This window comes from Aeromonas sp. sif2433 (genome assembly GCF_019218705.1).
In the GTDB taxonomy this organism is placed as follows: Bacteria; Pseudomonadota; Gammaproteobacteria; order Enterobacterales; family Aeromonadaceae; genus Aeromonas; species Aeromonas encheleia.
In genome coordinates this window covers 168,386-192,323 of record NZ_JAHUXD010000005.1, presented here as the reverse complement: position 1 = coordinate 192,323, position 23,938 = coordinate 168,386, and the positions used below count along the sequence as shown (strand labels likewise).

The 23,938-nt window shown below is 63.0% G+C and carries 20 protein-coding genes; 18 read left to right on the top strand and 2 right to left on the bottom strand.

The features are described from left to right. The first annotated feature begins 14 nt into the window (after nt 1-14). The 17 genes from iscU (at nt 15) to KW825_RS09745 (ending at nt 16,329) form a co-directional block, all read left to right on the top strand. Complete coding sequence (gene iscU, locus KW825_RS09825) at nt 15-398, top strand: Fe-S cluster assembly scaffold IscU (protein WP_218329071.1); 384 nt, start codon at nt 15-17, stop codon at nt 396-398. A gap of 15 nt (nt 399-413) precedes the next feature. Next, nucleotides 414-737: an iron-sulfur cluster assembly protein IscA gene (gene iscA, locus KW825_RS09820; RefSeq protein ID WP_218329070.1), complete on the top strand. Its 324-nt coding sequence runs from the start codon at nt 414-416 to the stop codon at nt 735-737. Nucleotides 738-846: 109 nt separating this feature from the next. Then, entirely contained in the window at nt 847-1,365 is a 519-nt protein-coding gene (hscB, locus tag KW825_RS09815; protein ID WP_042652400.1) for a co-chaperone HscB, read from the top strand. A 28-nt stretch (nt 1,366-1,393) separates the two neighbouring features. Next, nucleotides 1,394-3,241: a Fe-S protein assembly chaperone HscA gene (gene hscA / locus KW825_RS09810; protein WP_218329069.1), complete on the top strand. Its 1,848-nt coding sequence runs from the start codon at nt 1,394-1,396 to the stop codon at nt 3,239-3,241. Between the two features lies 1 nt (nt 3,242). Then, entirely contained in the window at nt 3,243-3,581 is a 339-nt protein-coding gene (gene fdx, locus KW825_RS09805) for an ISC system 2Fe-2S type ferredoxin (RefSeq protein WP_005324284.1), read from the top strand. A gap of 160 nt (nt 3,582-3,741) precedes the next feature. Then, nucleotides 3,742-5,031: an aminopeptidase PepB gene (gene pepB, locus KW825_RS09800; protein ID WP_218290925.1), complete on the top strand. Its 1,290-nt coding sequence runs from the start codon at nt 3,742-3,744 to the stop codon at nt 5,029-5,031. Beyond that, nucleotides 5,028-6,311, top strand: a complete 1,284-nt coding sequence (pepB, locus tag KW825_RS09795; RefSeq protein ID WP_042652397.1) for an aminopeptidase PepB — start codon at nt 5,028-5,030, stop codon at nt 6,309-6,311. Before pepB (KW825_RS09800) ends, pepB (KW825_RS09795) begins: the two co-directional genes overlap by 4 nt. A 279-nt stretch (nt 6,312-6,590) precedes the next feature. After that, a complete protein-coding gene (gene ndk, locus KW825_RS09790; protein WP_042652396.1) occupies nt 6,591-7,019 on the top strand; it encodes a nucleoside-diphosphate kinase in 429 nt (142 codons plus the stop codon). A gap of 167 nt (nt 7,020-7,186) precedes the next feature. Beyond that, the gene (locus KW825_RS09785; RefSeq protein ID WP_042652395.1) at nt 7,187-8,290 is read left to right on the top strand and encodes a bifunctional tRNA (adenosine(37)-C2)-methyltransferase TrmG/ribosomal RNA large subunit methyltransferase RlmN; all 1,104 of its coding nucleotides are present in this window, start codon (nt 7,187-7,189) and stop codon (nt 8,288-8,290) included. Nucleotides 8,291-8,302: 12 nt separating this feature from the next. Beyond that, nucleotides 8,303-9,094 carry a PilW family type IVa pilus biogenesis/stability lipoprotein TapF gene (gene tapF / locus KW825_RS09780; RefSeq protein ID WP_126623341.1) on the top strand — a complete coding sequence of 264 codons (792 nt, stop codon included), beginning with the start codon at nt 8,303-8,305 and terminating at the stop codon, nt 9,092-9,094. After that, complete coding sequence (locus tag KW825_RS09775) at nt 9,084-10,016, top strand: RodZ domain-containing protein (RefSeq protein ID WP_218290926.1); 933 nt, start codon at nt 9,084-9,086, stop codon at nt 10,014-10,016. The genes tapF and KW825_RS09775 overlap by 11 nt, the downstream gene beginning before the upstream one ends. A 10-nt stretch (nt 10,017-10,026) precedes the next feature. Next, nucleotides 10,027-11,142 (top strand): flavodoxin-dependent (E)-4-hydroxy-3-methylbut-2-enyl-diphosphate synthase, encoded by a 1,116-nt coding sequence (gene ispG, locus KW825_RS09770; RefSeq protein ID WP_042652392.1) that lies wholly within the window; start codon nt 10,027-10,029, stop codon nt 11,140-11,142. 154 nt (nt 11,143-11,296) lie between these two features. Beyond that, on the top strand, nt 11,297-12,574 hold the full coding sequence (gene hisS / locus KW825_RS09765) for a histidine--tRNA ligase (protein ID WP_042652391.1): 1,278 nt from the start codon (nt 11,297-11,299) through the stop codon (nt 12,572-12,574). 3 nt (nt 12,575-12,577) lie between these two features. Continuing rightward, nucleotides 12,578-13,228 (top strand): tetratricopeptide repeat protein, encoded by a 651-nt coding sequence (locus KW825_RS09760; RefSeq protein ID WP_218329068.1) that lies wholly within the window; start codon nt 12,578-12,580, stop codon nt 13,226-13,228. After that, nucleotides 13,221-14,405, top strand: coding sequence for an outer membrane protein assembly factor BamB (gene bamB / locus KW825_RS09755; RefSeq protein WP_218290928.1), 1,185 nt, complete (start codon nt 13,221-13,223; stop codon nt 14,403-14,405). Before KW825_RS09760 ends, bamB begins: the two co-directional genes overlap by 8 nt. 74 nt (nt 14,406-14,479) lie before the next feature. Then, nucleotides 14,480-15,991: a ribosome biogenesis GTPase Der gene (gene der, locus KW825_RS09750; RefSeq protein WP_218329067.1), complete on the top strand. Its 1,512-nt coding sequence runs from the start codon at nt 14,480-14,482 to the stop codon at nt 15,989-15,991. A gap of 104 nt (nt 15,992-16,095) precedes the next feature. Then, complete coding sequence (locus KW825_RS09745) at nt 16,096-16,329, top strand: zinc ribbon domain-containing protein (protein ID WP_218329066.1); 234 nt, start codon at nt 16,096-16,098, stop codon at nt 16,327-16,329. 341 nt (nt 16,330-16,670) lie between these two features. On the opposite strand, the gene mltF is transcribed toward KW825_RS09745, so the two are convergent. Beyond that, nucleotides 16,671-18,164 (bottom strand): membrane-bound lytic murein transglycosylase MltF, encoded by a 1,494-nt coding sequence (mltF, locus tag KW825_RS09740; protein WP_218329065.1) that lies wholly within the window; start codon nt 18,162-18,164, stop codon nt 16,671-16,673. Between the two features lie 149 nt (nt 18,165-18,313). Here mltF and purL point away from each other — a divergent pair, with 149 nt between their 5' ends. Then, complete coding sequence (purL, locus tag KW825_RS09735; protein ID WP_218329064.1) at nt 18,314-22,207, top strand: phosphoribosylformylglycinamidine synthase; 3,894 nt, start codon at nt 18,314-18,316, stop codon at nt 22,205-22,207. 236 nt (nt 22,208-22,443) lie between these two features. Here the strand turns inward: purL and nuoN are convergent, their stop codons facing one another. Further along, entirely contained in the window at nt 22,444-23,907 is a 1,464-nt protein-coding gene (gene nuoN, locus KW825_RS09730; protein ID WP_218329063.1) for an NADH-quinone oxidoreductase subunit NuoN, read from the bottom strand. Between the last annotated feature and the right edge of the window lie 31 nt (nt 23,908-23,938).

Genomic DNA, 23,938 nt, shown 5'->3' with positions numbered 1-23,938 from the left:
AGCAGGAGTTAGATATGGCTTACAGTGAAAAAGTAATCGACCACTACGAGAACCCCCGTAACGTAGGTGGCTTCGACAAGAACGACCCCAGCATCGCGACCGGCATGGTCGGCGCCCCGGCCTGTGGCGACGTGATGAAACTGCAACTGAAGATCAGCGACGACGGCATCATCGAAGACGCCAAGTTCAAGACCTACGGCTGCGGCTCCGCCATCGCCTCCAGCTCCCTGGTGACCGAATGGGTCAAGGGCAAGACCCTGGCCGAGGCTGCCGGCATCAAGAACACCGACATCGCCGAAGAGCTGGCCCTGCCACCGGTGAAGATCCACTGCTCCATTCTGGCGGAGGATGCCATCAAGGCCGCCATCGCCGATTACAAGCAGAAGAAAGGTCTCTAAGGTCCGGAGAGCAGTATGGCCATTACCATGACAGATGCCGCAGCGGAGCGGGTTTCCTCTTTTATGACCAACCGGGGCAAGGGCATCGGCCTGCGCCTCGGCGTCAAGACCACCGGCTGCTCTGGCCTCGCCTATGTGCTCGAGTTTGTGGATGAGCTGGCCGCTGAGGATCAGGTGTTCGAGCAGAACGGTGTCAAGATCATCGTCGATGCCAAGAGTCTGATCCATCTGGATGGCACCGAGCTGGACTTCGTCAAGGAGGGCCTCAACGAGGGCTTCCAGTTCAACAACCCCAACGCCAAGGGCGAGTGTGGTTGTGGCGAAAGCTTCAGTGTCTGAGGCGTTGGTAATCAATACGGCTGGACGGGAAGGTGACTTCCCATCCGGCCGTTCCAACTCTCAAGACGAGTGTGATTGCGGCGCAAGCTTCCTTGTCTGAGGATCCAAGATGAATCATTTCGAGCTGTTCGGGCTGGCACAGGGCTTCGAGCTCGATACCCGCCAACTGGCAGAGACCTACCGCCAGTTGCAGACCAAGTTCCATCCCGATCGTTTTGCCACAGCCCCGGAACGGGAGCAGTTGGCCGCGGTGCAGCGTGCCGCCCAGATCAACGATGCCTTCACCACCCTCAAGGCGCCCCTGCGCCGAGCCGAGTATCTGCTTTCCCTGCGTGGCACCGACATCCGTGGCGAGCAACAGACCCTGCAAGATACCGCCTTCCTGATGCAACAGCTGGAGTGGCGCGAGCGTCTCGCCGAGTTGAAGGGGGAATCCAGTCCTGAGCGCGCCATCGAAGATTTTCGCCGCGAGATCAGGCATGATCACCAGTCGCTGATGCAACGGCTGACCGACTGTCTCACCGCGGGTGAGGATCAGACCGCCGCCGATTGCGTGCGCAAACTCAAGTTTGTCGACAAGCTCCTCGAGGAGCTGGAACGATTCGAAGACTCGCTGTTCGAGTCTTGAACCTCTAACGCTGGAATTTTGATTACCCATGGCATTACTGCAAATCGCCGAGCCCGGCCAGAGCGCCGCACCTCATCAGCATAAACGTGCCGTTGGCATCGATCTCGGCACCACCAACTCCCTGGTCGCCGCCGTGCGCAGCGGCCACGCCGATACCCTGTGTGACGAGCTGGGGCGCGATCTGTTGCCCTCGGTGGTGCACTATCAGGCCGACGCCATCCGGGTTGGCTTCGACGCCAAGCGCGAAGCCGCCCTCGATCCCCACAACACCATCGTCTCCGTCAAGCGGATGATGGGCAAGGCGCTGGCCGACATGGATACCCGCCAGCTGCCCTATCAGTTCGTCGCCGCCGATAACGGCATGCCCCAGTTGCAGACCCGTCAAGGGCTGGTCAACCCGGTGCAGGTCTCGGCCGAGATCCTGAAGACGCTGGCCGAACGTGGCGTCGCCTCGCTCGGTGGCGCCCTCGACGGCGTGGTCATCACGGTGCCTGCCTATTTCGATGACGCCCAGCGTCAGGGCACCAAGGATGCGGCCCGGCTGGCCGGTCTGCACGTGCTGCGCCTGCTCAACGAGCCGACCGCGGCCGCCATCGCCTACGGTCTCGACTCCGGTCAGGAAGGGGTGATCGCCGTCTATGATCTCGGCGGCGGTACCTTCGACATCTCCATCCTGCGCCTGCATCGCGGCGTGTTCGAGGTGATGGCGACCGGTGGCGACTCCGCCCTCGGTGGCGATGACTTCGATCACCTGCTGGCGGACTGGATCAAGGCGCAGGCCGGCCTGAGCGGCCAGCTCGAGGCCCGTACCCAGCGCGAGTTGCTGGATGTGGCGGCCGCCGTCAAGCACGGCCTGACCGATGCCGACAGCGTGCCCTGCAGCTTCGCCGGCTGGCAAGGGGAGCTGAGCCGCGCCCAGTTCGATGCGCTCATCCTGCCGCTGGTCAAGCGCACCCTGCTGGCCTGTCGCCGCTCCCTGCGCGATGCGGGTCTGGAGCAGGTGGAAGTGCTGGAGGTGGTGATGGTCGGGGGCTCCACCCGGGTGCCGTTGGTGCGCGAGCGGGTGGGGGAATTCTTCCAGCGCCCGCCGCTCACCAGCATCGATCCGGACAAGGTGGTGGCCATCGGCGCCGCCATCCAGGCCGACATCCTGGTGGGCAACAAGCCCGATGCCGAGATGCTGCTGCTGGACGTCATCCCGCTCTCCCTCGGTCTCGAGACCATGGGGGGGCTCGCCGAGAAGGTGATCCCGCGCAACACCACCATTCCGGTGGCCCGCGCCCAGGAGTTTACCACCTTCAAGGATGGCCAGACTGCCATGGCCATTCATGTGGTGCAGGGAGAACGCGAGCTGGTAGCGGATTGCCGCTCCCTCGCCCGCTTCACCCTGACCGGCATTCCGCCCATGGCGGCTGGCGCCGCCCACATTCGCGTCATCTTCCAGGTGGATGCGGACGGGCTGCTGTCGGTCAGCGCCATGGAAAAATCCTCCGGCGTGCAGGCGGAGATCCAGGTCAAGCCCTCCTATGGCTTGGCGGAGGAGGACATCCTCGGCATGCTGAGCGCCTCCATCGCCAATGCCCAGCAGGACATGGATGCCCGCATGCTGGCGGAGCAGCAGGTCGAAGCCGATCGGGTGGTGGAGAGCCTCAATGCGGCGCTGGCCGCCGATGGTGAGGCGCTGTTGAGCACGGCCGAGCGCGCCGAGATCGATGCCGCGATCAATCATCTGCTGGCCATGCGTGCCACAGGCACAACCAACCAAATCAAAGATGCCATCGAGGCGGCGGATGCCGTCAGTGGCGAGTTTGCGGCCCGTCGCATGGATGCCTCCATTCGCAAGGTGCTGACCGGCCAAAACGTCAACAAGGTGTAATATGCCAAAACTGATCATTCTGCCTCACCCCGAACTCTGTCCGGACGGCGCTGCCCTCGAGGGTGCGACCGGTGAGACCATACTGGACATCGCCCTGCGCAACGGCATCGAGATCGAGCATGCCTGCGAGAAGTCCTGCGCCTGTACCACCTGCCACTGCGTGGTGCGGGAGGGGTTCGACTCCCTCGAGCCGAGCGATGAGCTGGAAGACGACATGCTGGACAAGGCATGGGGGCTGGAGCCGGAATCCCGCCTGAGTTGCCAGGCCCGTCTGGCGGACGAGGATCTGGTGGTGGAACTGCCCAAGTACACCATCAACCTCGCCTCCGAACGCCATTGATGCGACGTTAATTACACATGAGTGAATTGCACGTGCAGCATCTCATGGCGCAGTGATGATATGGTGAAGGCCGTAACCCTCGGGGGTACGGCCTTTTTTGTATTCGTTATTCCCCTATTCGTTAATGTAAAGTTGCCCATAAAAAAGGAAGCAAGAGAAGATGGCTGACATGATGAACGTACGGTTATCCGCCCAGGCTGCCGCCGCCGTCTGGGGCGAAGGCGCCCTGCTCAGTTTCAGCGGTGACGAGACCCTGATCCATCTGGACAAGGATGCGTTGCGCACTATCCAGCGCGCGGCCCGCCGACTCGAATCGACCGGCATCAAGCGGGTAAGCCTGGCCGGCGAGGGTTGGGATCTGGAGCGCCGTTACGCCTTCGCCCAGGGCTTCTATGCCGCCAAGGGGCAGCGTGAGGTGCACTTCGGCGAGCAGAGTGCCACCGAGGCCAGCGAGCTGGATGCGTTGATCCGCGCGACCCGCTGGGTGCGCGAGGTGACCAACGGTTGCCCGGAAGAGATCTATCCCATGAGCCTGGCGGAATCGGCCCTGCTGCTGATCCGCGGCCTGGGTGGCGATCAGGTGACCGCCCGCATCACCGCCGGTGAGGCGCTGCGTGAGGCCGGACATATCGGGATCTGGTCGGTGGGCCGTGGCAGCGAGCGCGAGCCGGTGCTGCTGGAGCTGGACTACAACCCGACCGGGGATCGCCACGCCCCCGTGGTGGCCGCCCTGGTGGGCAAGGGCATCACCTTCGACTCCGGTGGCTACTCCATGAAGTCCTCTGACAACATGCTGCCGATGAAGTCCGACATGGGCGGTGCCGCCATGGTGACCGGCGCCCTGGCGCTCGCCATCAGCCGCGGGCTGAACAAGCGGGTCAAGCTGATCCTCTGCTGCGCCGAGAACCTGGTCTCCGGCCACGCCTTCAAGCTCGGTGACATCCTCACCTACAAGAACGGCATCTCGGTCGAGATCCAGAACACAGACGCGGAAGGGCGCCTGGTGCTGGCCGATGGCCTGCTGGCCGCGAGCGACAGTGGCGCCGCCCATATCCTCGATGCCGCCACCCTGACCGGCGCAGCCAAGACCGCGCTCGGCCGCGACTACAACGCTGTGTTTGCGTTGGATGAAACCGAGCAACAGCGCGCCTTGGTCGCTGCCAAGCTTGAACACGAGAAGGCCTGGCCCCTGCCGCTCGAGTCCTGGCATGCGGGCCAGCTCACCTCGGCCTTCGCCGAGCTGGGCAACGTGGCCTCCGCCGAAGGCACCGCCGGTGCCACCACCGCGGCCGCCTTCCTCTCCCGCTTCGTGCGCGATGAGGGCAAGGGCTGGGTGCACCTGGATCTGGCGGCCTCCTATCAAAAATCGGGCAACGAGCTGTGGGCGACCGGCGCCAAGGGCCACGGCCTGCGCACTATCGCCCGCTGGTTGCAGGAGGTGTGTGCATGAACGTCTGGCTGAGTCGCGAATTTGCCGCCCCCGAGTGGGGCGAGGGGGCGCTGCTCTCGCACCGCACCGATGGCATGGTGATCCATCTGGTGACCGCTACCCCATTGCTGGACATTCAGCAGGCGGCCCGCCGCCTCTGTGGTCAGGGGATCCAGAAGGCCGCGCTCTGCGGTCATTGGGAACGCGAGCAGCAGTGGGCCTTTGCCCAGGGCCTGCAGACCCCCAAGGCCGAGGTCGAGCTGCAGTGGGCGACCTCCTCCGAAGAGGACAGGGAGGAGCTGGAGGCGCGCTGGTTGTGCGGCCGCTGGGTGCGCGAGATGACCAATGCCACCCCGGAACAGCTGGGGCCGCTGGATCTGGCGGTGGAGGCGGCCGCCTTCATCACCGAGCTGGCGCCGGATCGCATCAGCCATCGCATCCTCAAGGGGGAGGCGCTGCAGCAGGCGGGCTGGGTCGGGCTCTATCAGGTCGGTCGTGGCAGCGATCGCGAGCCGGTGATGCTGGAGCTGGACTTCAATCCAAGCCGGGATCCCAAGGCCCCGGTGGCCGCCGCCCTGGTGGGCAAGGGCATCACCTTCGACTCCGGTGGCTACTCCATGAAAACTTCCCAGGGCATGCTGACCATGAAGCATGACATGGGAGGCGCCGCCATAGTGACAGGGGCGCTGGCGCTGGCCATACTGCGCGGGCTCGACAAGCGGGTGAAGCTCATCCTCTGCTGTGCCGAGAACCTGGTCTCCGGCCATGCCTACAAGCTGGGGGACATCCTCACCTACAAGAACGGCACCACGGTGGAGATCGTCAACACCGATGCCGAGGGGCGACTGGTGCTGGCCGATGGCCTGCAGCTCGCCGCCGAGTCGGGGGCGCCGCTGGTCATCGATGCCGCGACCCTGACCGGGGCGGCTGTGATGGCGCTGGGGGGACGCTACAACGCGCTGTTCGGGCTGGACAAGGGGCTGGTGAGCCGTGCCATGGCCTATGCGGATGCCGAGCAGGAGCCGGCCTGGCCGCTGCCGCTGGAGCCCTGGCACCGGCAGCAGTGCCCGTCCCATTATGCCGACACGGCCAACAGCCGCCCCGTGCCGGGCGGTGGCCCGGGCGGTGCCTCCAACGCGGCGGGCTTCCTCTCCCGCTTCGTGGCCAACGAAGGGCAGGGCTGGCTGCACGTCGATCTCGCCGCCTGCTTCAGCGAGAACGGTGACAACCTGTGGTCACCGGGCGCCAATACCCTGGGGATGCGCACCATAGCGCAAGCCCTGCTGGCGGAGACGCGCTGAGCGGCATGACGAAGAACGAGGGCACCCCAGGGTGCCCTTTTCGATGGTGCTGTTTTCTTGAGCAATAGATACAGTTTTAGCGGGTTAACACGGTGATCGTGCACAAGCGCACATTTTTTCCCGACGCACTGGGACAAGATGAGTGGTGATGTTGTTTTAGCGATGTGTTTGTTTAATAAAAAGTTGCTTTTTTGTGTGTTATTTCGGTTTTTGTTTACGTATAATCGCCGCCGAACATGGATTCTTACAATAAAACTCTGTAGTTAAGGAAAGATCTCAATGGCTATCGAACGTACCTTTTCTATCGTCAAGCCGGATGCTGTCAGCAAGAACTTGATCGGTGCCATCTACAACCGTTTCGAGAGCGCTGGCCTGAAGGTTATCGCCGCCAAGATGCTGCACCTGAGCAGCGAGCAGGCCGCCGGTTTCTACGCCGAGCATCAGGGCAAGCCTTTCTATGATGCGCTGGTCGGTTTCATGACCTCCGGTCCCGTCATGGTGCAGGTGCTGGAAGGGGAAGAGGCCATCCGTCGCCATCGCGAGATCATGGGTGCCACCAACCCGAAAGAGGCCTTGGCCGGTACCCTGCGTGCCTGCTACGCCGAGAGTATCGATCGCAACGCCGTACACGGCTCCGATGCCCCGGCCTCTGCCGCCCGTGAAATCGCCTACTTCTTCTCCGACGACGAGATCTGCCCGCGCGGCTGATTTCACCCGTTGATGACCAAGGGAGCCTCGGCTCCCTTTTGTTTTTTGGTCTTTTGGGCCAACTCCTCTTATTCTCCAGGTGGAAAGCCAGACCCATTATTTGTACAATGCCGCCCCCTGACGTAAGTCAGCCAATAATTTATGAAGTGTGTGAGCTGAGGCCATTGATGAGCGAAACAAAAACCAACCTGCTGGATCTCGATCGGGATGCCATGCGTGCCTTCTTCGTCGAGCTGGGCGAGAAGCCATTCCGGGCAGATCAGATAATGAAGTGGATCTATCACTTTGGTTGTGATGATTTCGATCAGATGAACAACGTCAACAAGGCGCTGCGTGAGCGTCTCAAGACCATCGCCGAGATCCGTGCACCTGAGATCAGCCGCGAACAGCGCTCCTCCGACGGCACCATCAAGTGGGCGTTGCAGGTCGGCGATCAGGAAGTCGAGACCGTCTATATCCCGGAAGGGGACAGGGCCACCCTGTGCGTCTCCTCCCAGGTCGGCTGCGCGCTGGCGTGCACCTTCTGCTCCACCGCCCAACAAGGCTTCAACCGTAACCTGAAGGTGTCCGAGATCATCGGTCAGGTGTGGCGCGCCGCCAAGGTCGTCGGTGGCAAGCGTCCCATCACCAACGTGGTGATGATGGGCATGGGTGAGCCGCTGCTCAACCTGGCCAACGTGGTACCGGCCATGAAGCTGATGATGGATGACTTCGGTTTCAGCATCTCCAAGCGTCGCGTCACCCTCTCGACCTCAGGGGTGGTGCCTGCCCTTGACATGCTGGGTGACCAGATTGACGTGGCACTGGCCATCTCCCTGCACGCGCCGAACGACGAGCTGCGCTCCGAGATCATGCCGATCAACGACAAGTACAACATCGAGAACTTCCTCGCCGGGGTACGCCGCTATCTGGCCAAGTCCAATGCCAACGGTGGCCGGGTGACCGTGGAGTATGTGCTGCTCGATCATATCAATGACGACATGCAGCAGGCCCACGAGTTGGCCAAGGTGCTCAAAGACACCCCCTGCAAGATCAACCTGATCCCGTTCAACCCCTTCCCGGGCAACCCCTTTGGCAAGCCGAGCAACAGTCGCATCGACCGTTTCTCCAAGGTGTTGATGGAATATGGCTTCACCGTCATAGTGCGCAAGACCCGGGGAGAAGACATAGACGCGGCCTGTGGCCAGCTGGTGGGGGAGGTGATCGACCGTACCAAACGCACCATGAAAAATCGGATGCAACGGGATGGGATTTCCGTCAAAATGGTTTGAACCGCTAAGCCATTGTATAGACAGGAAATGGATATCCGTACATTGATCGTAGTGGCGGCGCTCTGCGCGCTGCCAGGCTGTGTCACCGAGACCACTTACGCTGGCCAGAATTCGACCCAGCGTGAAGTGGGACCCGACTTCAAGGCGGCTGCCCAGACGCGTCTCGATCTGGGCATTCAATATCTGCGCCAGGGCAATGCCGAACAGGCCAAGTTCAATCTTGATCGCGCCCTGCAGTACGACCCCAGCAACCCTCAGGTCTATATCGGCTTCGCCTATTTCTACCAGCAGGTCGAAGACTTCAAGGCGGCCGAGACCAACTATCGCAAGGCCCTCGACATAGATCCGACCAATGCTGACGCGATGAACAACTACGGTGCCTTCCTCTGTAACCGGGGGCGTTTCGACGAAGCCGAGAAGGCCTTCATGCAGGCGGTCAGCCAGCCGGATTATGTCAAGATCGCCGATACCTACGAGAATGCGGCGCTCTGCGCCCTGCAAAATAATAGAAATGATAAGGCTGGCGAATACTATCGTCTGGCCTTGGGGTATAATCCTCGCAATCCAAGGTTATTGCTGGACATGGCCGAGCTTTCCATGAAAGATGGCAAGCTGCCTGACGTGCAGTCTTACCTCGTTCGTTTTGCCGAGGTGGCAGACGAAAACGAGGACAGCCTCTGGTTGAGGCTACGGCTGGCGCAAGCCATGGACAAGCCGGCATTACTTCACCAATTCGGGACTGAGCTGGTAAAGCAATATCCCACTTCGCAACAAGCCAAGCGTTACTTAGCCAATGACTACTGAACAGCCACACGATTTTCAAGACGACTCCCAGGCAGTAGGCCCAGGCCAACTGCTGCGCAACGCCCGTGAGCAGCTCGGCTGGACACGAGAGCAAGTTGCGTCCCGCATTCACCTTCGTCTGACCCTGATTTCCGAGATCGAAGCGGATAGCTATGACAAGCACACTTCTCATACCTTTATCCGCGGCTATCTGCGTGCCTATGCCAAGCTGGTCGGCATCCCCGAGGAAACCATACTGGCGGCTTACGACAAGCTGGGGCTGACGCCACCCGATAACATCGACATGCAGAGCTTCTCCCGCCGCTCCCGCCAGCAAGCCAACGACAGTCGGCTCAAGGTGGTGACCTGGTTGGTGATCCTGGTGCTGATCGCGCTCTCCATCGCCTGGTGGTGGCAGAGCACGGCTCGTCGCTCCGCCGGTGATGACGCCCTGGCGGCGACCGAGATGGGGACGACCGGCAACATGCCGAGTGCCAACTCGGTGACCGCCATAGACGTGGCCGATCCCGTGCTGCCCGTCGCCTCCGAGGCGGTGGCCATTGCCGTCGATCCCGTGGTGAGCGATGCCGTTGCCCTCGAGCCGGCCGTCGTCGAGGTCAGCGCCGCTGTGACGACCGAGGCGTCTGCCGCGGTGGCGACTGTGGCTCCGGCCGATGAAGCCAGCACCGAGCCGGGCAAGCTGCCCCAGCTCAAGATGAGCTTCACCGCCGACTGCTGGCTGGATGTCAAGGATGCCAACGGCAAGACCCTGTTCAGCGGTCTGAAGAAGGCAAATGACGTACTCGTGCTGGAAGGACCCGAGCCACTCAAATTCATCGTTGGCGCGCCCATGGCGGTCAATCTCGAATATCAGGGCAAGTCCTTCGACATGAGCCGTTACAACAACGGCCGGACTGCTCGCTTCTCACTGCCGCAGGAGTAATCTGTCCGCCATGTCCGCTCACGAATCCCCCATCATTCGTCGCAAATCCAAGCAGATCATGGTCGGCAACGTGCCGGTTGGGGGCGATGCCCCCATCACTGTGCAGACCATGACCAACACCAAGACCACGGACGTGGCCGCCACCGTCGAGCAGATCCAGCGGATCGAGCGGGTGGGGGCGGACATAGTCCGGGTCTCGGTGCCCACCATGGAGGCGGCTGAAGCCTTCAAGCTCATCAAGCAGCAGACCCGCATTCCCATCGTCGCCGACATCCACTTCGACTACCGTATCGCCCTGAAAGTGGCCGAATACGGCGCAGACTGCCTGCGCATCAACCCGGGCAACATCGGCAACGAGGAGCGGGTGCGCGCCGTGGTCGATTGTGCGCGCCACTACAACATCCCGATCCGCATCGGGGTCAACGGTGGCTCCCTGGAGCGGGATATTCAGGAGAAATACGGCGAGCCGACCCCCGAAGCCTTGCTCGAGTCGGCCATGCGCCACGTGGATTACCTGGATCGCCTCAACTTCGACAACTTCAAGGTGAGCGTCAAGGCGTCCGACGTCTTCCTGGCCGTGGGTGCCTACCGCCTGCTGGCCAAGCAGATCGAGCAGCCGCTGCACCTCGGCATCACCGAGGCGGGCGGTTTCCGCGCCGGCGCGGTGAAGTCAGCCATCGGGCTCGGCATGCTGCTGGTCGATGGCATCGGTGACACCATCCGCATCTCGCTGGCCGCCGATCCGGTGGAAGAGGTGAAGGTGGGCTTTGACATCCTCAAGTCCCTGCGCATCCGCTCCCGTGGCATCAACTTCATCGCCTGCCCCTCCTGTTCGCGTCAGGAGTTTGACGTGATAAGCACGGTGAACGCCTTGGAAGAGCGGCTGGAAGACATCATCACCCCGATGGATGTCTCCATCATCGGCTGTGTGGTCAACGGCCCGGGCGAGGCGCTGGTCTCGGATCTGGGGCTGGCGGGCGCCGCCAACAAGAGTGCCTTCTACGAAGGTGGGCAGCGGGTCGACCGGCTCGACAACAAGGATCTCATTCCGACCCTGGAGCGGCGCATCCGTGCCCGGGCGGCCATGCTGGATCCGGCCAACCAGATCCAGATAGACAAGGGTTGAACCGGTAAAGGTTCAACCAGAGCGGGGCCACCTGGGGTGGCCCCGGCTTTAGGTAGTTGATTTTAAATCCCGCATCTGGGCACCCTGATTTTACCTCGGGGTCGAAAATCCCTATAATGCGGCCAAATTTCACGTCTTTTTCTCGAGTATCAACGTGGCAAAACAGATCCAAGCGATTCGCGGTATGAATGATTGCCTGCCGGAGCAGAGCCCGGTATGGCAGAAAGTGGAACAGATCCTGCGCCAGGTCGTGGCCAGCTATGGCTACAGCGAAGTGCGCATGCCCATCGTCGAGCAGACTCATCTGTTCAAACGCGCCATCGGCGAAGTGACCGATGTGGTCGAAAAAGAGATGTACAGCTTCGAGGATCGCAACGGCGACAGCCTGAGCCTGCGTCCGGAAGGGACCGCCAGCTGCGTGCGTGCCGGCATCGAGCACGGCCTGCTGTATAACCAGGAACGCCGGATGTGGTACATGGGCCCCATGTTCCGTCACGAGCGTCCCCAGAAGGGTCGTTATCGCCAGTTCCATCAGTTCGGGGTCGAGCTGTTTGGCATCAACGGGCCGGACATTGACGCCGAGCTCATCATGCTGACCCATCGTCTGTGGCGCCTGTTCGGCATCAGCGATCACGTCACCCTGCAGCTCAACACCCTGGGCCAGACTGAGGAGCGTGCCGCTTACCGCGATGCGCTGGTGGCCTATCTGGAGCAATACAAGGATCAGCTGGACGAAGAGAGCCAGCGCCGCATGTACAGCAACCCGCTGCGGGTGCTCGACTCCAAGGATGAGAAGGTGCAGGCCATACTGGCGGACGCCCCCCGCCTGTTCGATCACCTTGGCGAGGCGAGCCTGGCCCACTTCGAGGGGCTCAAGCGCCTGCTCGAGTCGGCCGGTATTCGCTATGAGGTGAACGAGCGGTTGGTGCGCGGTCTCGATTATTACAACCTCACCGTATTCGAGTGGGTCACTACCAGCTTGGGTGCCCAGGGCACAGTCCTGGCCGGTGGCCGCTATGACGGTCTGGTGGAGCAGCTCGGTGGTCAAGCGACCCCGGCGGTCGGCTTTGCCATGGGCATGGAGCGACTGGTGCTGATGCTGGAGACCCTCGAGCTCAACGCCGACATCCGCCCGGCGGTGGATGTCTATCTCGCCATGGTGGGCGAGGGCACAGAGCAAGCCGGCTTCCAGTTGGCCGAGCGGCTGCGTGATGCGCTGCCGGACTTGCGGCTGATGAGCCATTGCGGTGGCGGCAACTTCAAGAAACAACTCAAGCGTGCCGACAAGAGCGGCGCGGCCATTGCCCTGATCCTCGGCGAGACCGAGGTGCAAAGCGGGGAGATCACCATCAAGTATCTGCGTGGCCAGGCCGAGCAACAGACCGTTACGGTCGATGCCGCCATCGCCCTGCTGGCAGCTAAAGGAGAATAAGCTGTGGAAGTTTATACCACCGAAGAACAACAGGTCGAAGTCATCAAGAGCTGGTGGAAAGAGAACGGGACCTCGGTACTTGCAGGGACTGTGATCGGCCTGATCGGCCTCTTTGGCTGGCGCTATTACAACGAGCATCAGCTGACCAGCCAGGAGGCCGCCTCCCAGGCTTACAACGAGATGACCGCCCAGCTGGCCAAGGGCGACGATGCCGCCCTTGAGCAGGCGAAGAGCTTCATCACGGCGCACAAGGGCGATGCTTACGCCGAGCTGGCGGCCCTGCAACTGGCGGCGGCTGCCGTCAAGGCCAACAAGCTGGATCTGGCGGTCGAGCAGCTGACCCTGGTCGCGACGGGTGGGGACGAGAGCCTCAAGCCCATCGCCGCCCTGCGTCTGGCCCGGGTCCTGAACGATCAGGGCAAGGCCGACGAGGCCCTGGCCCAGCTCGCCAAGATCAACAACGACGCCTTCAAGGCCCAGGTTGCCGAGGCCCGTGGCGATGTGCTGCTCAAGCAGGGCAAGCCGGAGGAGGCGCGCGAAGCCTACCAGGCGGCGGCGGATGCCGGCGGCCTGCAGGCGAGCGCCGAGCTCAAGCTGAAGATGGACGATCTGGCGCTGCCAGCCGTGACTGCGGGTGGGGCACCGGATGCGTAATCTGTACAAACGAATGATGCTGGGGGCTGCGGTCTCCCTGGCCTTGCAGGGCTGCTCCTTGTTCAGCTCGGAAGAAGATCTGACCCCGATGGCCGCGCTGCCGGTGGTGGAGTCGGCGTTCACCGCCGATACCCAGTGGTCCTCCTCCGTCGGGGATGGCATAGGTGACTTCTATTCCCAGTTGAAACCTGCGGTGGAAGAGGATCATATCTATGCCGCCGCCCGGGATGGTGATGTCACCGCCTTCGATCGCAAGAGCGGTCAGGTGCTGTGGAGCGTGGATCTGGCGGAACTACCGGCCAATGTCGACAAGCGCAGCGCCCGTCTCTCCGGCGGTCTGGTCTCTCGCTACGGCAAGCTGTTCCTCGGCTCCGAGAACGGGGTGGTCTACGCCCTGAACGAGGCGGACGGGGCAGTGCTGTGGCAGACCACAGTGCCGGGTGAAGTGGTGGCAAGCCCGGCGGTCGAGGATGGTCGGGTGGTGGTGTTGACCACCTCTGGCCGCCTGATTGCCCTGGACACCGACGAAGGCAAGCAGCAGTGGACCCTGTCCGAGGAGCAGCCACCGCTGACCCTGCGCAGTGCCAGTGCCCCGGTCATCACCAACGGCGCCGTGCTCTATGGCCGTGCCGATGGCAAGGTCGGCATCGCCCTGCTCAGCAATGGCCAGCCGGTGCGCCAGTCCAAGGTGGCGGATCCCCGCGGTGCGACCGAACTGGATCGCATGGTGGACGTGGATGCGACCCCGCTCATCGCCGGTGATGAGCTCTATGCCATCGCCTACAATGGTCAGTTGATGGCGCGCAAGCTGATGACGGGTGACGAGGTGTGGAAGCGCAAGTATTCCGGCTATCGTGACCTGGCGGTGACCGGCAACGCCATAGTGCTGACCGACAGCCGCAGCCACCTGTTCGCGGTCGATCGTCGCAACGGACTGGAACTGTGGTCCAACACCCAGCTGGAAAATCGCAGCGTCACCGCCCCCGTCATCTTCGGTGACTACGTGGTGGTCGGCGATGTGGAAGGTTACCTGTATTGGCTGGATCGTACCGACGGTACCATCAAGGCGATGCAGCAGCTCGACAGCAGTGGTCTCTATGCCGCCCCCCTGGTGGACGGTGACACCCTGTATGTGCAGAGCCGTGGTGGCAAGTTGTACGCCTTGCAGCGTCCCTGATCACCCTTCAATCTGAATATCCGGCTCCTGGTCTTCGGACCCGGAGCCTTTGTCGTCTTGAGAATGAGGCTTTTATGACTCCTGTAGTAGCCCTGGTGGGCCGCCCCAACGTGGGGAAATCCACCCTGTTTAACCGCCTGACCCGTACCCGGGATGCCCTGGTTGCCGATTTTCCCGGCCTGACCCGGGACCGTAAATACGGCCAGGCGAAGTTGGGCGAGCTGGAATTTATCGTGGTCGATACCGGTGGTATCGATGGCACCGAGGAGGGGATCGAGCTGAAGATGGCCGAGCAGTCCCTGCTGGCCATCGAAGAAGCCGATGTGGTGCTGTTTATGGTGGACGCGCGGGCCGGTCTCACCGCCGCCGATCAGGCCATCGCCGAGCACCTGCGCAAGACCCACAAGAAGGTGTTCCTGGTCGCCAACAAGACCGACGGCATCGACGGTGATTCCGCCGTGTCCGAGTTCTACGCGCTGGCGCTGGGGGAGGTCTACCAGATCGCCGCCGCCCACGGTCGTGGCGTGCTGAGCCTGTTGGAACTGGCGCTGGCCCCCCACCTGGAAGAGCTGGTCGAGGCCGCCGCTGGCAGCGAGGAGGATGCGCAAGAGGAACTGGAAGAGGACTTCGATGAAGAAGCCCTGCTGCGCATGGTTGCCGCCGGTGATCTGGACACCAGGGAAGACACCAAGGAGACCCCGTTCGCCGACCTGCCCATCAAGTTCGCCATCGTCGGTCGTCCCAACGTCGGCAAGTCGACCCTGACCAACCGCATGCTGGGTGAAGACCGCGTCATCGTCTATGACATGCCGGGCACCACCCGCGACTCCGTCTATATCCCGATGGAGCGTGACGATCAGAAGTACGTGATCATCGACACCGCCGGGGTGCGTCGTCGTGGCAAGGTGCACGAGACGGTGGAGAAGTTCTCCGTCATCAAGACCCTCAAGGCGATTGAGGATGCGAACGTCTGCCTGCTGGTGATCGACGCGCGTGAGACCATCACCGATCAGGATCTCAGCATCCTCGGCTTCGTGCTCCACTCCGGCCGCTCCGTGGTACTGGTGGTGAACAAGTGGGATGGCCTGGATCAGAAGGTGAAAGAGGACGTCAAGAACGAGCTGGATCGTCGCCTCGGCTTCATCGACTTCGCCCGGGTGCACTTCATCTCCGCCCTGCACGGCAGCGGTGTCGGCCACCTGTTCGAGTCCATCCAGGAGGCGTACCAGTCCGCCACCCGCCGTACCAGCACCGCCATGCTGACCCGCATCATGCAGATGGCGCAGGAAGATCACCAGCCGCCCATGGTGAACGGTCGCCGGGTCAAGCTGAAGTATGCCCATGCCGGTGGTTACAACCCGCCGCGCATCGTCATCCACGGCAACCAGTTGAACGATCTGCCGGACTCCTACAAGCGGTATCTGATCAACTACTTCCGCAAGTCCCTGAAGATCATGGGCACCCCGATCCGGGTCGAATTCCAGGAGTCGGTCAACCCGTTCGAGGGCAGGAAGAATACCCTGACCCTGAGCCAGGAGCGGCAACGGGATCGCCTGCTCAAGGCGCGGACCAAGAGCAAGAAATAAGCCGAGACGGCTGCCCTCGCGGCAGCCGTTTTTTTAGCCTTAAGCGCGAAGGTTAATGAGCCCTGGGCCCACCCAGCGCTCATTCACTTCATGAGGAGTCATCGATGAGCATCCTGACGTGCCCGGCCTGCAACGCCGAGCTGGACAGCCGCAGCGGCGAGACCGCCTGTGGCCAATGTCAGACCCGCTACCGGATCCTGGCCCGCTGCCCGAGCTGCCAGCAGGCGCTGGAGCGGCTGAGGGCCTGCGGGGCGGTGGATTACTTCTGCAATCACTGCAACAGCCTGGTCTCGAAGCGGGCGGTGCTCCTTGCGGCGAGTCCGGTCGAGTCGGCATGAGGCATTAAAAAACCCGGCATTTGCCGGGTTTTTTATTCTGTGTGCTCTGCGATCAGCAAGGTGTAGGAGCGGTTTCGGCGCCATATCTTGCGTTTCATGTCATTGAGTTTGAGCTTGCGTCTTGGGCTCCAGGAACACTTGGTCTTCCTGGTCAACGTGGCTCTTCTGCGAGTTCGCATCTTGTTCTCCTCCCTGGTCATCCTGGCACTGATGTTGAGGCCCGTCGGTGCATTCTGTTATCAGTATCGCAACTTGATGAATATGTTGCGATAAGCACCTGTCAGACAGGCTCAGGCCTGGAACGATGTTAACAGAGAACTCAACCGGATAACACACCCGGGTCAAGGGGCGATGATCTGCTTGACCACCTCGGCGATGATGGTGGGGTGCTCATCGCTCGCTGCCGGCTCGCTGTTGTCATCCTCGTCCAGCTCCTCGCGGCGGTGGGCCTTCTGCTGCTCGTTGTCGAGCCAGAGCAGGCTCTGGTAGTACTGGCGCACGTTGTTGACGTAGTTGCGCGCCTCGCCACCCCGGGCATAGCCGTAGCGCACCTTGCGATGCCAGCGGGCCTGCTGCAACAGCGGCAGTACCTCCTTCACATCGCTCCAGGCGTCGGGATTCTTGCCGAGCTCCCTGGTCAGGCGGCGCGCATCCATCATGTGGCCGTAGCCGATGTTGTAGGCGGTGAGGGCGAACCACACCTTCTCGTCGTCCGGCACCGAGTCCGGCACCTTCTCCATCATCTCCTGCAGGTAGCGGGCACCGCCCTTGATGCTCTCCTCCGGGTGCAGCCGGTTGCTGACCCCCATCGCCTTGGCGGTGGGCTCGGTCAGCATCATCATGCCGCGCACCCCGGTATAGGAGCGCGCCTCCGGATCCCAGTGGGACTCCTGATAGCTGATGGCCGCCAGCAGGCGCCAGTCGATCTCCTTGGCGTGGGTCTGGAACAGCTCCTGGTACTTGGGCAGCCGGCTCTTGGCCCGCTGCAGGAAGGTACGGGTGTCGACGAAGTCGAAGTTCTGCACATGGCCGAAGTACTTCTCGTCCAGCTTGGCGATGGAGCCGTCCATGAAGCGCTGGCCGAAGAAGTCGATGATGCTGGCATAAAGGCTGTCATCGGGCAGCTTGGTCATGGCCCAGGCCACGGCCTGCTTCTTGTCGAGAGTCAGCCCCTCGGTGAGCTCGGGGTAGTAGCGCTGGGCACGGGCCAGCACCGTATCCTGCACCACGGTGTAGTCGAGCTTGCCGTCGGCGACCTGCTTGAGCAGCTCCTCCACATCCGCATCCCGGTTGGTGCTCCAGTCCAGGTTGGGGTACTGCTTGGCGAGTATCTTCATCAGATCCTCCCCGGTGGAGCCGGCGGGTACCACTATGGTGCCCTTGATGTCGCCGAGATCCTTCGGCTTGGGGGAGCCATTGCGATAGACCAGCTTGGGGGAGACCTGGTAGAAGCCGGGGCCGAAGCGAAACAGCTTGCGCCGCTCCGGCGTCACCACGATGGCGGCGGCGGCGAGGTCCAGCTTGCCCTGCTCCAGCAGCTCGACCAGCCCGGCGGTGCTGTAGGCCGGGATGATGGTCAGCTTGACTCCCAGCCAGTCGGCATAGTTCTGCGCCAGCTCGTAATCGAAGCCCTGGGCGATGTCGTCACGCTGGTAATAGGAAGTGGGGCCATAGAGGGTGCCAACCCGGATCTCGCCCCGTTGACGGATCTGCTCCAGCTGGCTGGAGGGGGAATAGAAGTCGCAGCCGGCCAGGGCCAGCGTCAGCAACATCCCGATACACAGTCGAAAAATGCAGCGCAAGTAGTTGAATACCCTTGTTGAAAAAATCGGCATTTGTCAAAAAAGAGGCTCCTTTATACCAGAGTGTGTGGAGCGAGTCACATCGGTCTAAGTGAGAAAAACGTTTGTCCCTTGTGGGCCTGATCCCTATAATACGCGCGTCTCAAATCCCCCCACACTCTAAAACTTGGTGAGAAAGGTATATGGAAATCTTGCGTGGTGCCCCAGCACTGTCTGAGTTTCGTGTCCACAAGCTGCTGCAAAGCTGCGTGCAGAGAGGAGTAGAGATAGAGAGCGTCTATGCCGAATATGTGCACTTTGCCGAGCTGTCATCCCCCCTGTCGCCGCCCGAGCGAGCGACCTTGGGCCAGCTCCTGCGCTACGGCCCGACCATCCCAGAACACACCCCCAGCGGCCAGCTGTTTCTCGTTACCCCCCGTCCCGGCACTATCTCCCCCTGGTCTTCCAAAGCAACCGACATCGCCCACAACTGCGGCCTGAACCAGGTCAAGCGGCTGGAGCGCGGCATTGCTTATTATCTGCAGCCCAAGCAGGCCCTGACCGCCGCCCAGCGCGGCGAGCTGGCGGCCCTGCTGCACGATCGCATGATGGAGACGGTGTTCGACGAGCTGAGCCAAGCGAGCGCCCTGTTTGCCCACCAGGAGCCGCGCCCCTTCACCCAGGTGGATGTGCTGGCCGGTGGCCGCACCGCGCTGGCTGAGGCCAACGTGGCACTGGGCCTGGCCCTGGCCGATGACGAGATCGATTACCTGGTGGAGAACTTCACCCGGCTTGGCCGCAACCCCAACGACATCGAGCTCTACATGTTTGCCCAGGCGAACTCGGAGCACTGTCGTCACAAGATCTTCAACGCCGACTGGACCATAGACGGACAGCTGCAACCCAAGTCGCTGTTCAAGATGATCAAGAACACCTTCGCGCAGACGCCGGATCATGTCCTGTCTGCCTATAAAGACAACGCCGCCGTGATGGAAGGCAGCGAGGGTGGCCGCTTCTTCCCGAGCCCCGCCAGCGGTGAGTACCAATATCACCAGGAGCGGGTCGACATCCTGATGAAGGTGGAGACTCACAACCACCCGACCGCCATCTCCCCCTTCCCGGGGGCGGCCACCGGCTCCGGCGGCGAGATCCGCGACGAGGGTGCGACAGGCCGTGGCGCCAAGCCCAAAGCGGGTCTGGTGGGCTTCTCCGTTTCCAACCTGCGCATCCCCGGCTTCGAGCAGCCCTGGGAGCAGGATTTCGGCAAACCGAGCCGCATCGTCAGCGCCTTTGACATCATGCAGGAGGGGCCGCTCGGCGGCGCCGCCTTCAACAACGAGTTCGGTCGTCCGGCCATCCTCGGTTATTTCCGTACCTTCGAGGAGAAGGTGCCGAGCCACAACGGCGTCGAGGTGCGGGGCTACCATAAGCCCATCATGCTGGCGGGCGGCATCGGCAACATCCGCACCGAGCACGTGCAGAAGGGGGAGATCCCGGTCGGGGCCGCCCTGATCGTGCTGGGTGGCCCGGCCATGAACATCGGCCTCGGGGGCGGCGCGGCCTCCTCCATGGCCTCCGGCCAGTCCGCCGAGGATCTGGACTTTGCCTCTGTGCAGCGTGACAACCCCGAGATGGAGCGCCGCTGCCAGGAAGTGATCGACCGCTGCTGGCAGCTGGGCGATGACAACCCCATCGTCTTCATCCACGACGTGGGGGCCGGTGGCCTCTCCAACGCCATGCCGGAGCTGGTCAACGACGGCGAGCGCGGTGGTCGCTTCGACCTGCGCGCCATCCAGAGCGACGAGCCTGGCATGAGCCCGCTGGAGATCTGGTGCAACGAATCCCAGGAGCGTTACGTGCTGGCCGTGGCCCAGGACAAGCTGCCGCTGTTCAAGGCCCTGTGCGAGCGCGAACGCGCCCCCTATGCCGTGATCGGCACCGCCACCGAAGAGAAGCATCTCACCCTCTCCGACAGCCACTTTGACAACCAGCCCATCGATCTGCCGCTGGACGTGCTGCTCGGCAAGGCCCCCAAGATGCACCGCGACGTGGCCAGCCTGCCGGCCCGTGGCAAGGCCTTGCAGCTGGACGGCATCACCCTGAGCGAGGCGGCCGAGCGGGTGCTGCGCCTGCCGACCGTGGCGGAGAAATCCTTCCTCATCACCATCGGCGATCGCAGCGTGACCGGCCTGGTCAACCGCGATCAGATGGTCGGCCCCTGGCAGATCCCGGTGGCCGATTGCGCGGTCACCGCCGCCACCTACGACAGCTATCACGGCGAAGCCATGTCCATGGGCGAGCGCACCCCGGTGGCGCTGCTCTCCCACGCTGCCTCCGCCCGCATGGCGGTGGCCGAGGCGCTGACCAACCTGGCGCCGGCCCACATCGGTTCCTTGAAGCGGGTCAAGCTCTCCGCCAACTGGATGGCCGCCGCCGGCCACCCGGGGGAAGATGCCGGCCTGTACGAGGCGGTCAAGGCGGTGGGCGAGGAGCTCTGCCCGGCGCTCGGCATCACCATCCCGGTCGGCAAGGACTCCATGTCCATGAAGACCCGCTGGCAGCAGGATGACGAGGAGCGCAGCGTCACCTCGCCGCTCTCCCTGCTCATCACCGCCTTCGCCCGGGTGGAGGACGTGCGCAACACCGTCACCCCGCAGCTGCGCACCGATCTCGGCGAGACGGATCTCATCCTGATCGATCTGGGCAACGGCAAGCAGCGCCTCGGCGCCTCGGCCCTGGCCCAGGTCTATCGCCAGCTCGGCGACAGCGCACCGGATCTCGACAATCCGGTCCAGCTCAAGGGCTTCTTCAACGCCATCCAGGCGCTGGTGGCGGATCGCAAGCTCATCGCCTACCACGACAGATCCGATGGCGGCCTGTTCGTCACCCTGACCGAGATGGCCTTCGCCGGTCATTGCGGCCTCGACATCCAGCTCGATCGCATCGGTGGCGACTTGCTGCCGGCGCTGTTTAACGAGGAGCTGGGCGCCGTCATCCAGGTGCGCCGCGACGACAAGGAAGCGGTGCTGACCCTGCTGGCCGGTCACGGTCTGGCGGCCTGCTCCCACGTGCTGGGCACCGCCTGTGAGGGCGATATCATCTCGCTGAAGCGGGAGGGTCATGAGATCTATCGCGCCAGCCGCACCGCCCTGCGTACCGCCTGGGGCGAGACCAGCTGGCAGATGCAGCGCCTGCGCGACAACCCGGAGTGCGCCGATCAGGAACACGCCGCCCGTCAGGACGCCGCGGATCCGGGTCTGCACGCCAGCTTGAGCTTCAACCCGAGTGAAGACGTGGCCGCGCCCTACATCGCCCGTGGGGTGTCGCCCCGACTGGCGGTGCTGCGCGAGCAGGGGGTCAACTCCCACGTGGAGATGGCCGCGGCGTTCGATCGTGCCGGCTTCACCGCGGTGGATGTGCACATGAGCGACATCCTGTCCGGCCGCATCAAGCTGGAGCAGTTCCAGACCCTGGTGGCCTGCGGCGGTTTCTCCTACGGCGACGTGCTGGGGGCGGGGGAAGGCTGGGCCAAGTCCATCCTGTTCAACGACGGCGCCCGCGAGCAGTTCCAGCGCTTCTTCGAGCGCGGCGATACCCTCTCCTTGGGCGTGTGCAACGGCTGCCAGATGATGTCCAACCTGCGCACCCTGATCCCCGGGGCCGACTTGTGGCCGCGCTTCGTGCGCAACCGCTCCGAGCGTTTCGAGGCCCGCTTCAGCCTGGTGCAGGTGCAGGACTCTCCCTCCGCCTTCTTCGCGGGCATGCAGGGCTCGGTGATGCCCATCGCCGTCTCCCACGGTGAAGGGCGGGTGGAGGTGCGCGATGCCGCTCACCTCGCCGCGCTGCAATCCAGCGGTCTGGTGGGGCTGCGCTTCGTCGACAACCGCGGTCAGGTGACCGAGCAGTACCCGGCCAACCCGAACGGCGCACCGGATGGTATCACCGCAGTCACCACTGTTGACGGTCGCGCCACCATCATGATGCCGCACCCGGAGCGGGTGTTCCGCACCGTGGCGAACTCCTGGCACCCGGACAACTGGGGCGAGGATGGCGCCTGGATGCGAATGTTCCGCAACGCACGGGTACGCCTGGGTTAATCCCGCCCCGTACTGCGCAGAAAATCAAAAACCGGCCCCCGTGGCCGGTTTTTTTATTGGCTCATGCGTCTGTCATCCGGTTCTGTGAGTCGATAGCAGATGGCAGATGGCAGAGCGGGCTGAAGGGGGAGGGGTTGGCCGGCGAGCAGGGCTTATTCACCGCGTGGCTCGGCAAGTTGGCGAGATAAAAAAAACCGGCCACGGGGGCCGGTTTTTTGTTGGGACTGAGCGTGATGCTAGCGCAGCACCACGTTCTGGAAGCCCTGTACCAGGCTGATGACCGGCTGGGGGTAGATCCCCAGCGCCACCACCAGGATGGCGGAGAGCAGCACCACCAGTCCGCCGGAGGAGAAGGCCCAGTCGGCCTTGGCATCGCGCAGCTGCATGCCGGGTTCCCGCAGATAGAGGGTGACCATGACCCGCAGGTAGTAGTAGAGCCCCAGGGCGCTGCCGAGCACTATGGCGCCGGAGAGCCACCACAGCTGGGCATCGACCGTCACCCCGATGAGGTAGAACTTGCCGATGAAGCCGAGCGTCATGGGGATGCCCGCCAGGGAGAGCATCATCACTGTCATCACGGCGGTCAGGTAGGGTCTGTGCCAGAACAGGCCGCGGTAGCTGTGCAGGGAGTCCGCATCCTTGCCGCGATAGGGGCTGGACATCATGCTGATGACGCCGAAGGCCCCCAGGCTGGTGAACAGGTACATCAACAGGTAGACCCCGGCCGCTTCCACCGGCATCTGGCCGAGGCGGCTCGCCACCACCACCGCCAGCAGGTAGCCGAAGTGGGAGATGGAGGAGTAACCCATCATCCGCTTGATGTTGGTCTGGATCAGCGCCAGCAGGTTGCCGATGACGATGGAGATGACCGCCATGGCCGCCAGCAGCCAGTGGATCATGGGATCCGAGGTGGCCGGCACCGCCAGGTAGAAGCGCAGCAGCACGCAGAACACGGCGATCTTGCTGACGGTGGCGAGGAAGGTGGCCACCGGCGCGGGGGCGCCTTCGTACACATCCGGGGTCCAGAGGTGGAAGGGGGCGAGGGAGAGCTTGAAGGCGAAGCCCACCAGCATCAGCCCCAGGCCGCCCATCAGCAGCGGATGGTGAGCCGGGCTCTGGGCCAGGGTCAGGCCGAGATCGCTGAAGGTCAGGCTGCCCGCCTGGGCGTAGAGCAGCGCCATGCCAAACAGCAGGAAGGCGGTGGCGGCGGCGGAGAGCACCATGTACTTGATGCTGGCCTCCAGCGAATGACGCTCGCGGTAGGCGTAGCCCACCAGACCGAACATGGGCAGGGTCAGCATCTCGATCCCGATGAACAGGGAGGCGAGGTGGCGGGAGCCCGCCAGCACCAGGCCGCCGGCGGTGGCGATCAGCAGCAGCAGGTAGAACTCTTCCCGGTTGTCCGGATAGCCCTTGAGCCAGGAGCGGCCGAAGGTACAGGTGGCCAGGGCGCCGATGAGCACCAGCCCCATGTAGAAGACCGCATAGCTGTCCACTTGCAGCAGCGGGGTGACACCCTGATCCCCCTGGGCCATCACTATGGGCAGGGAGAAGAGTGCCAGGTTCAGGCCGGTGATGGTCACCGCGAAGGCGGTGTCATCGCAGCGTTTCCAGGCGATGGCCAGCATCAGGGCCACCATGGCCCCGGTGGTCAGCAGCAGGGGCAGCAGGGCCAGCAGTTGAGAAGCGGTGAACGTCATGACAGTGCTCCTGACGTGGACGAAGAAGGCG

Bases quoted from the DNA above. Each gene is read 5' to 3' on its own strand.
- pepB (WP_218290925.1), top strand. From the start codon at position 3,742: ATGGCTGACATGATGAACGTACGGTTATCCGCCCAGGCTGCCGCCGCC.
- der (WP_218329067.1), top strand. From the start codon at position 14,480: ATGACTCCTGTAGTAGCCCTGGTGGGCCGCCCCAACGTGGGGAAATCC.
- purL (WP_218329064.1), top strand. From the start codon at position 18,314: ATGGAAATCTTGCGTGGTGCCCCAGCACTGTCTGAGTTTCGTGTCCAC.
- bamB (WP_218290928.1), top strand. From the start codon at position 13,221: ATGCGTAATCTGTACAAACGAATGATGCTGGGGGCTGCGGTCTCCCTG.
- ispG (WP_042652392.1), top strand. From the start codon at position 10,027: ATGTCCGCTCACGAATCCCCCATCATTCGTCGCAAATCCAAGCAGATC.
- hscB (WP_042652400.1), top strand. From the start codon at position 847: ATGAATCATTTCGAGCTGTTCGGGCTGGCACAGGGCTTCGAGCTCGAT.
- KW825_RS09745 (WP_218329066.1), top strand. From the start codon at position 16,096: ATGAGCATCCTGACGTGCCCGGCCTGCAACGCCGAGCTGGACAGCCGC.
- pepB (WP_042652397.1), top strand. From the start codon at position 5,028: ATGAACGTCTGGCTGAGTCGCGAATTTGCCGCCCCCGAGTGGGGCGAG.
- KW825_RS09775 (WP_218290926.1), top strand. From the start codon at position 9,084: ATGACTACTGAACAGCCACACGATTTTCAAGACGACTCCCAGGCAGTA.
- KW825_RS09785 (WP_042652395.1), top strand. From the start codon at position 7,187: ATGAGCGAAACAAAAACCAACCTGCTGGATCTCGATCGGGATGCCATG.
- mltF (WP_218329065.1), bottom strand. From the start codon at position 18,164: ATGCCGATTTTTTCAACAAGGGTATTCAACTACTTGCGCTGCATTTTT.
- iscA (WP_218329070.1), top strand. From the start codon at position 414: ATGGCCATTACCATGACAGATGCCGCAGCGGAGCGGGTTTCCTCTTTT.
- ndk (WP_042652396.1), top strand. From the start codon at position 6,591: ATGGCTATCGAACGTACCTTTTCTATCGTCAAGCCGGATGCTGTCAGC.
- iscU (WP_218329071.1), top strand. From the start codon at position 15: ATGGCTTACAGTGAAAAAGTAATCGACCACTACGAGAACCCCCGTAAC.
- fdx (WP_005324284.1), top strand. From the start codon at position 3,243: ATGCCAAAACTGATCATTCTGCCTCACCCCGAACTCTGTCCGGACGGC.
- hscA (WP_218329069.1), top strand. From the start codon at position 1,394: ATGGCATTACTGCAAATCGCCGAGCCCGGCCAGAGCGCCGCACCTCAT.
- nuoN (WP_218329063.1), bottom strand. From the start codon at position 23,907: ATGACGTTCACCGCTTCTCAACTGCTGGCCCTGCTGCCCCTGCTGCTG.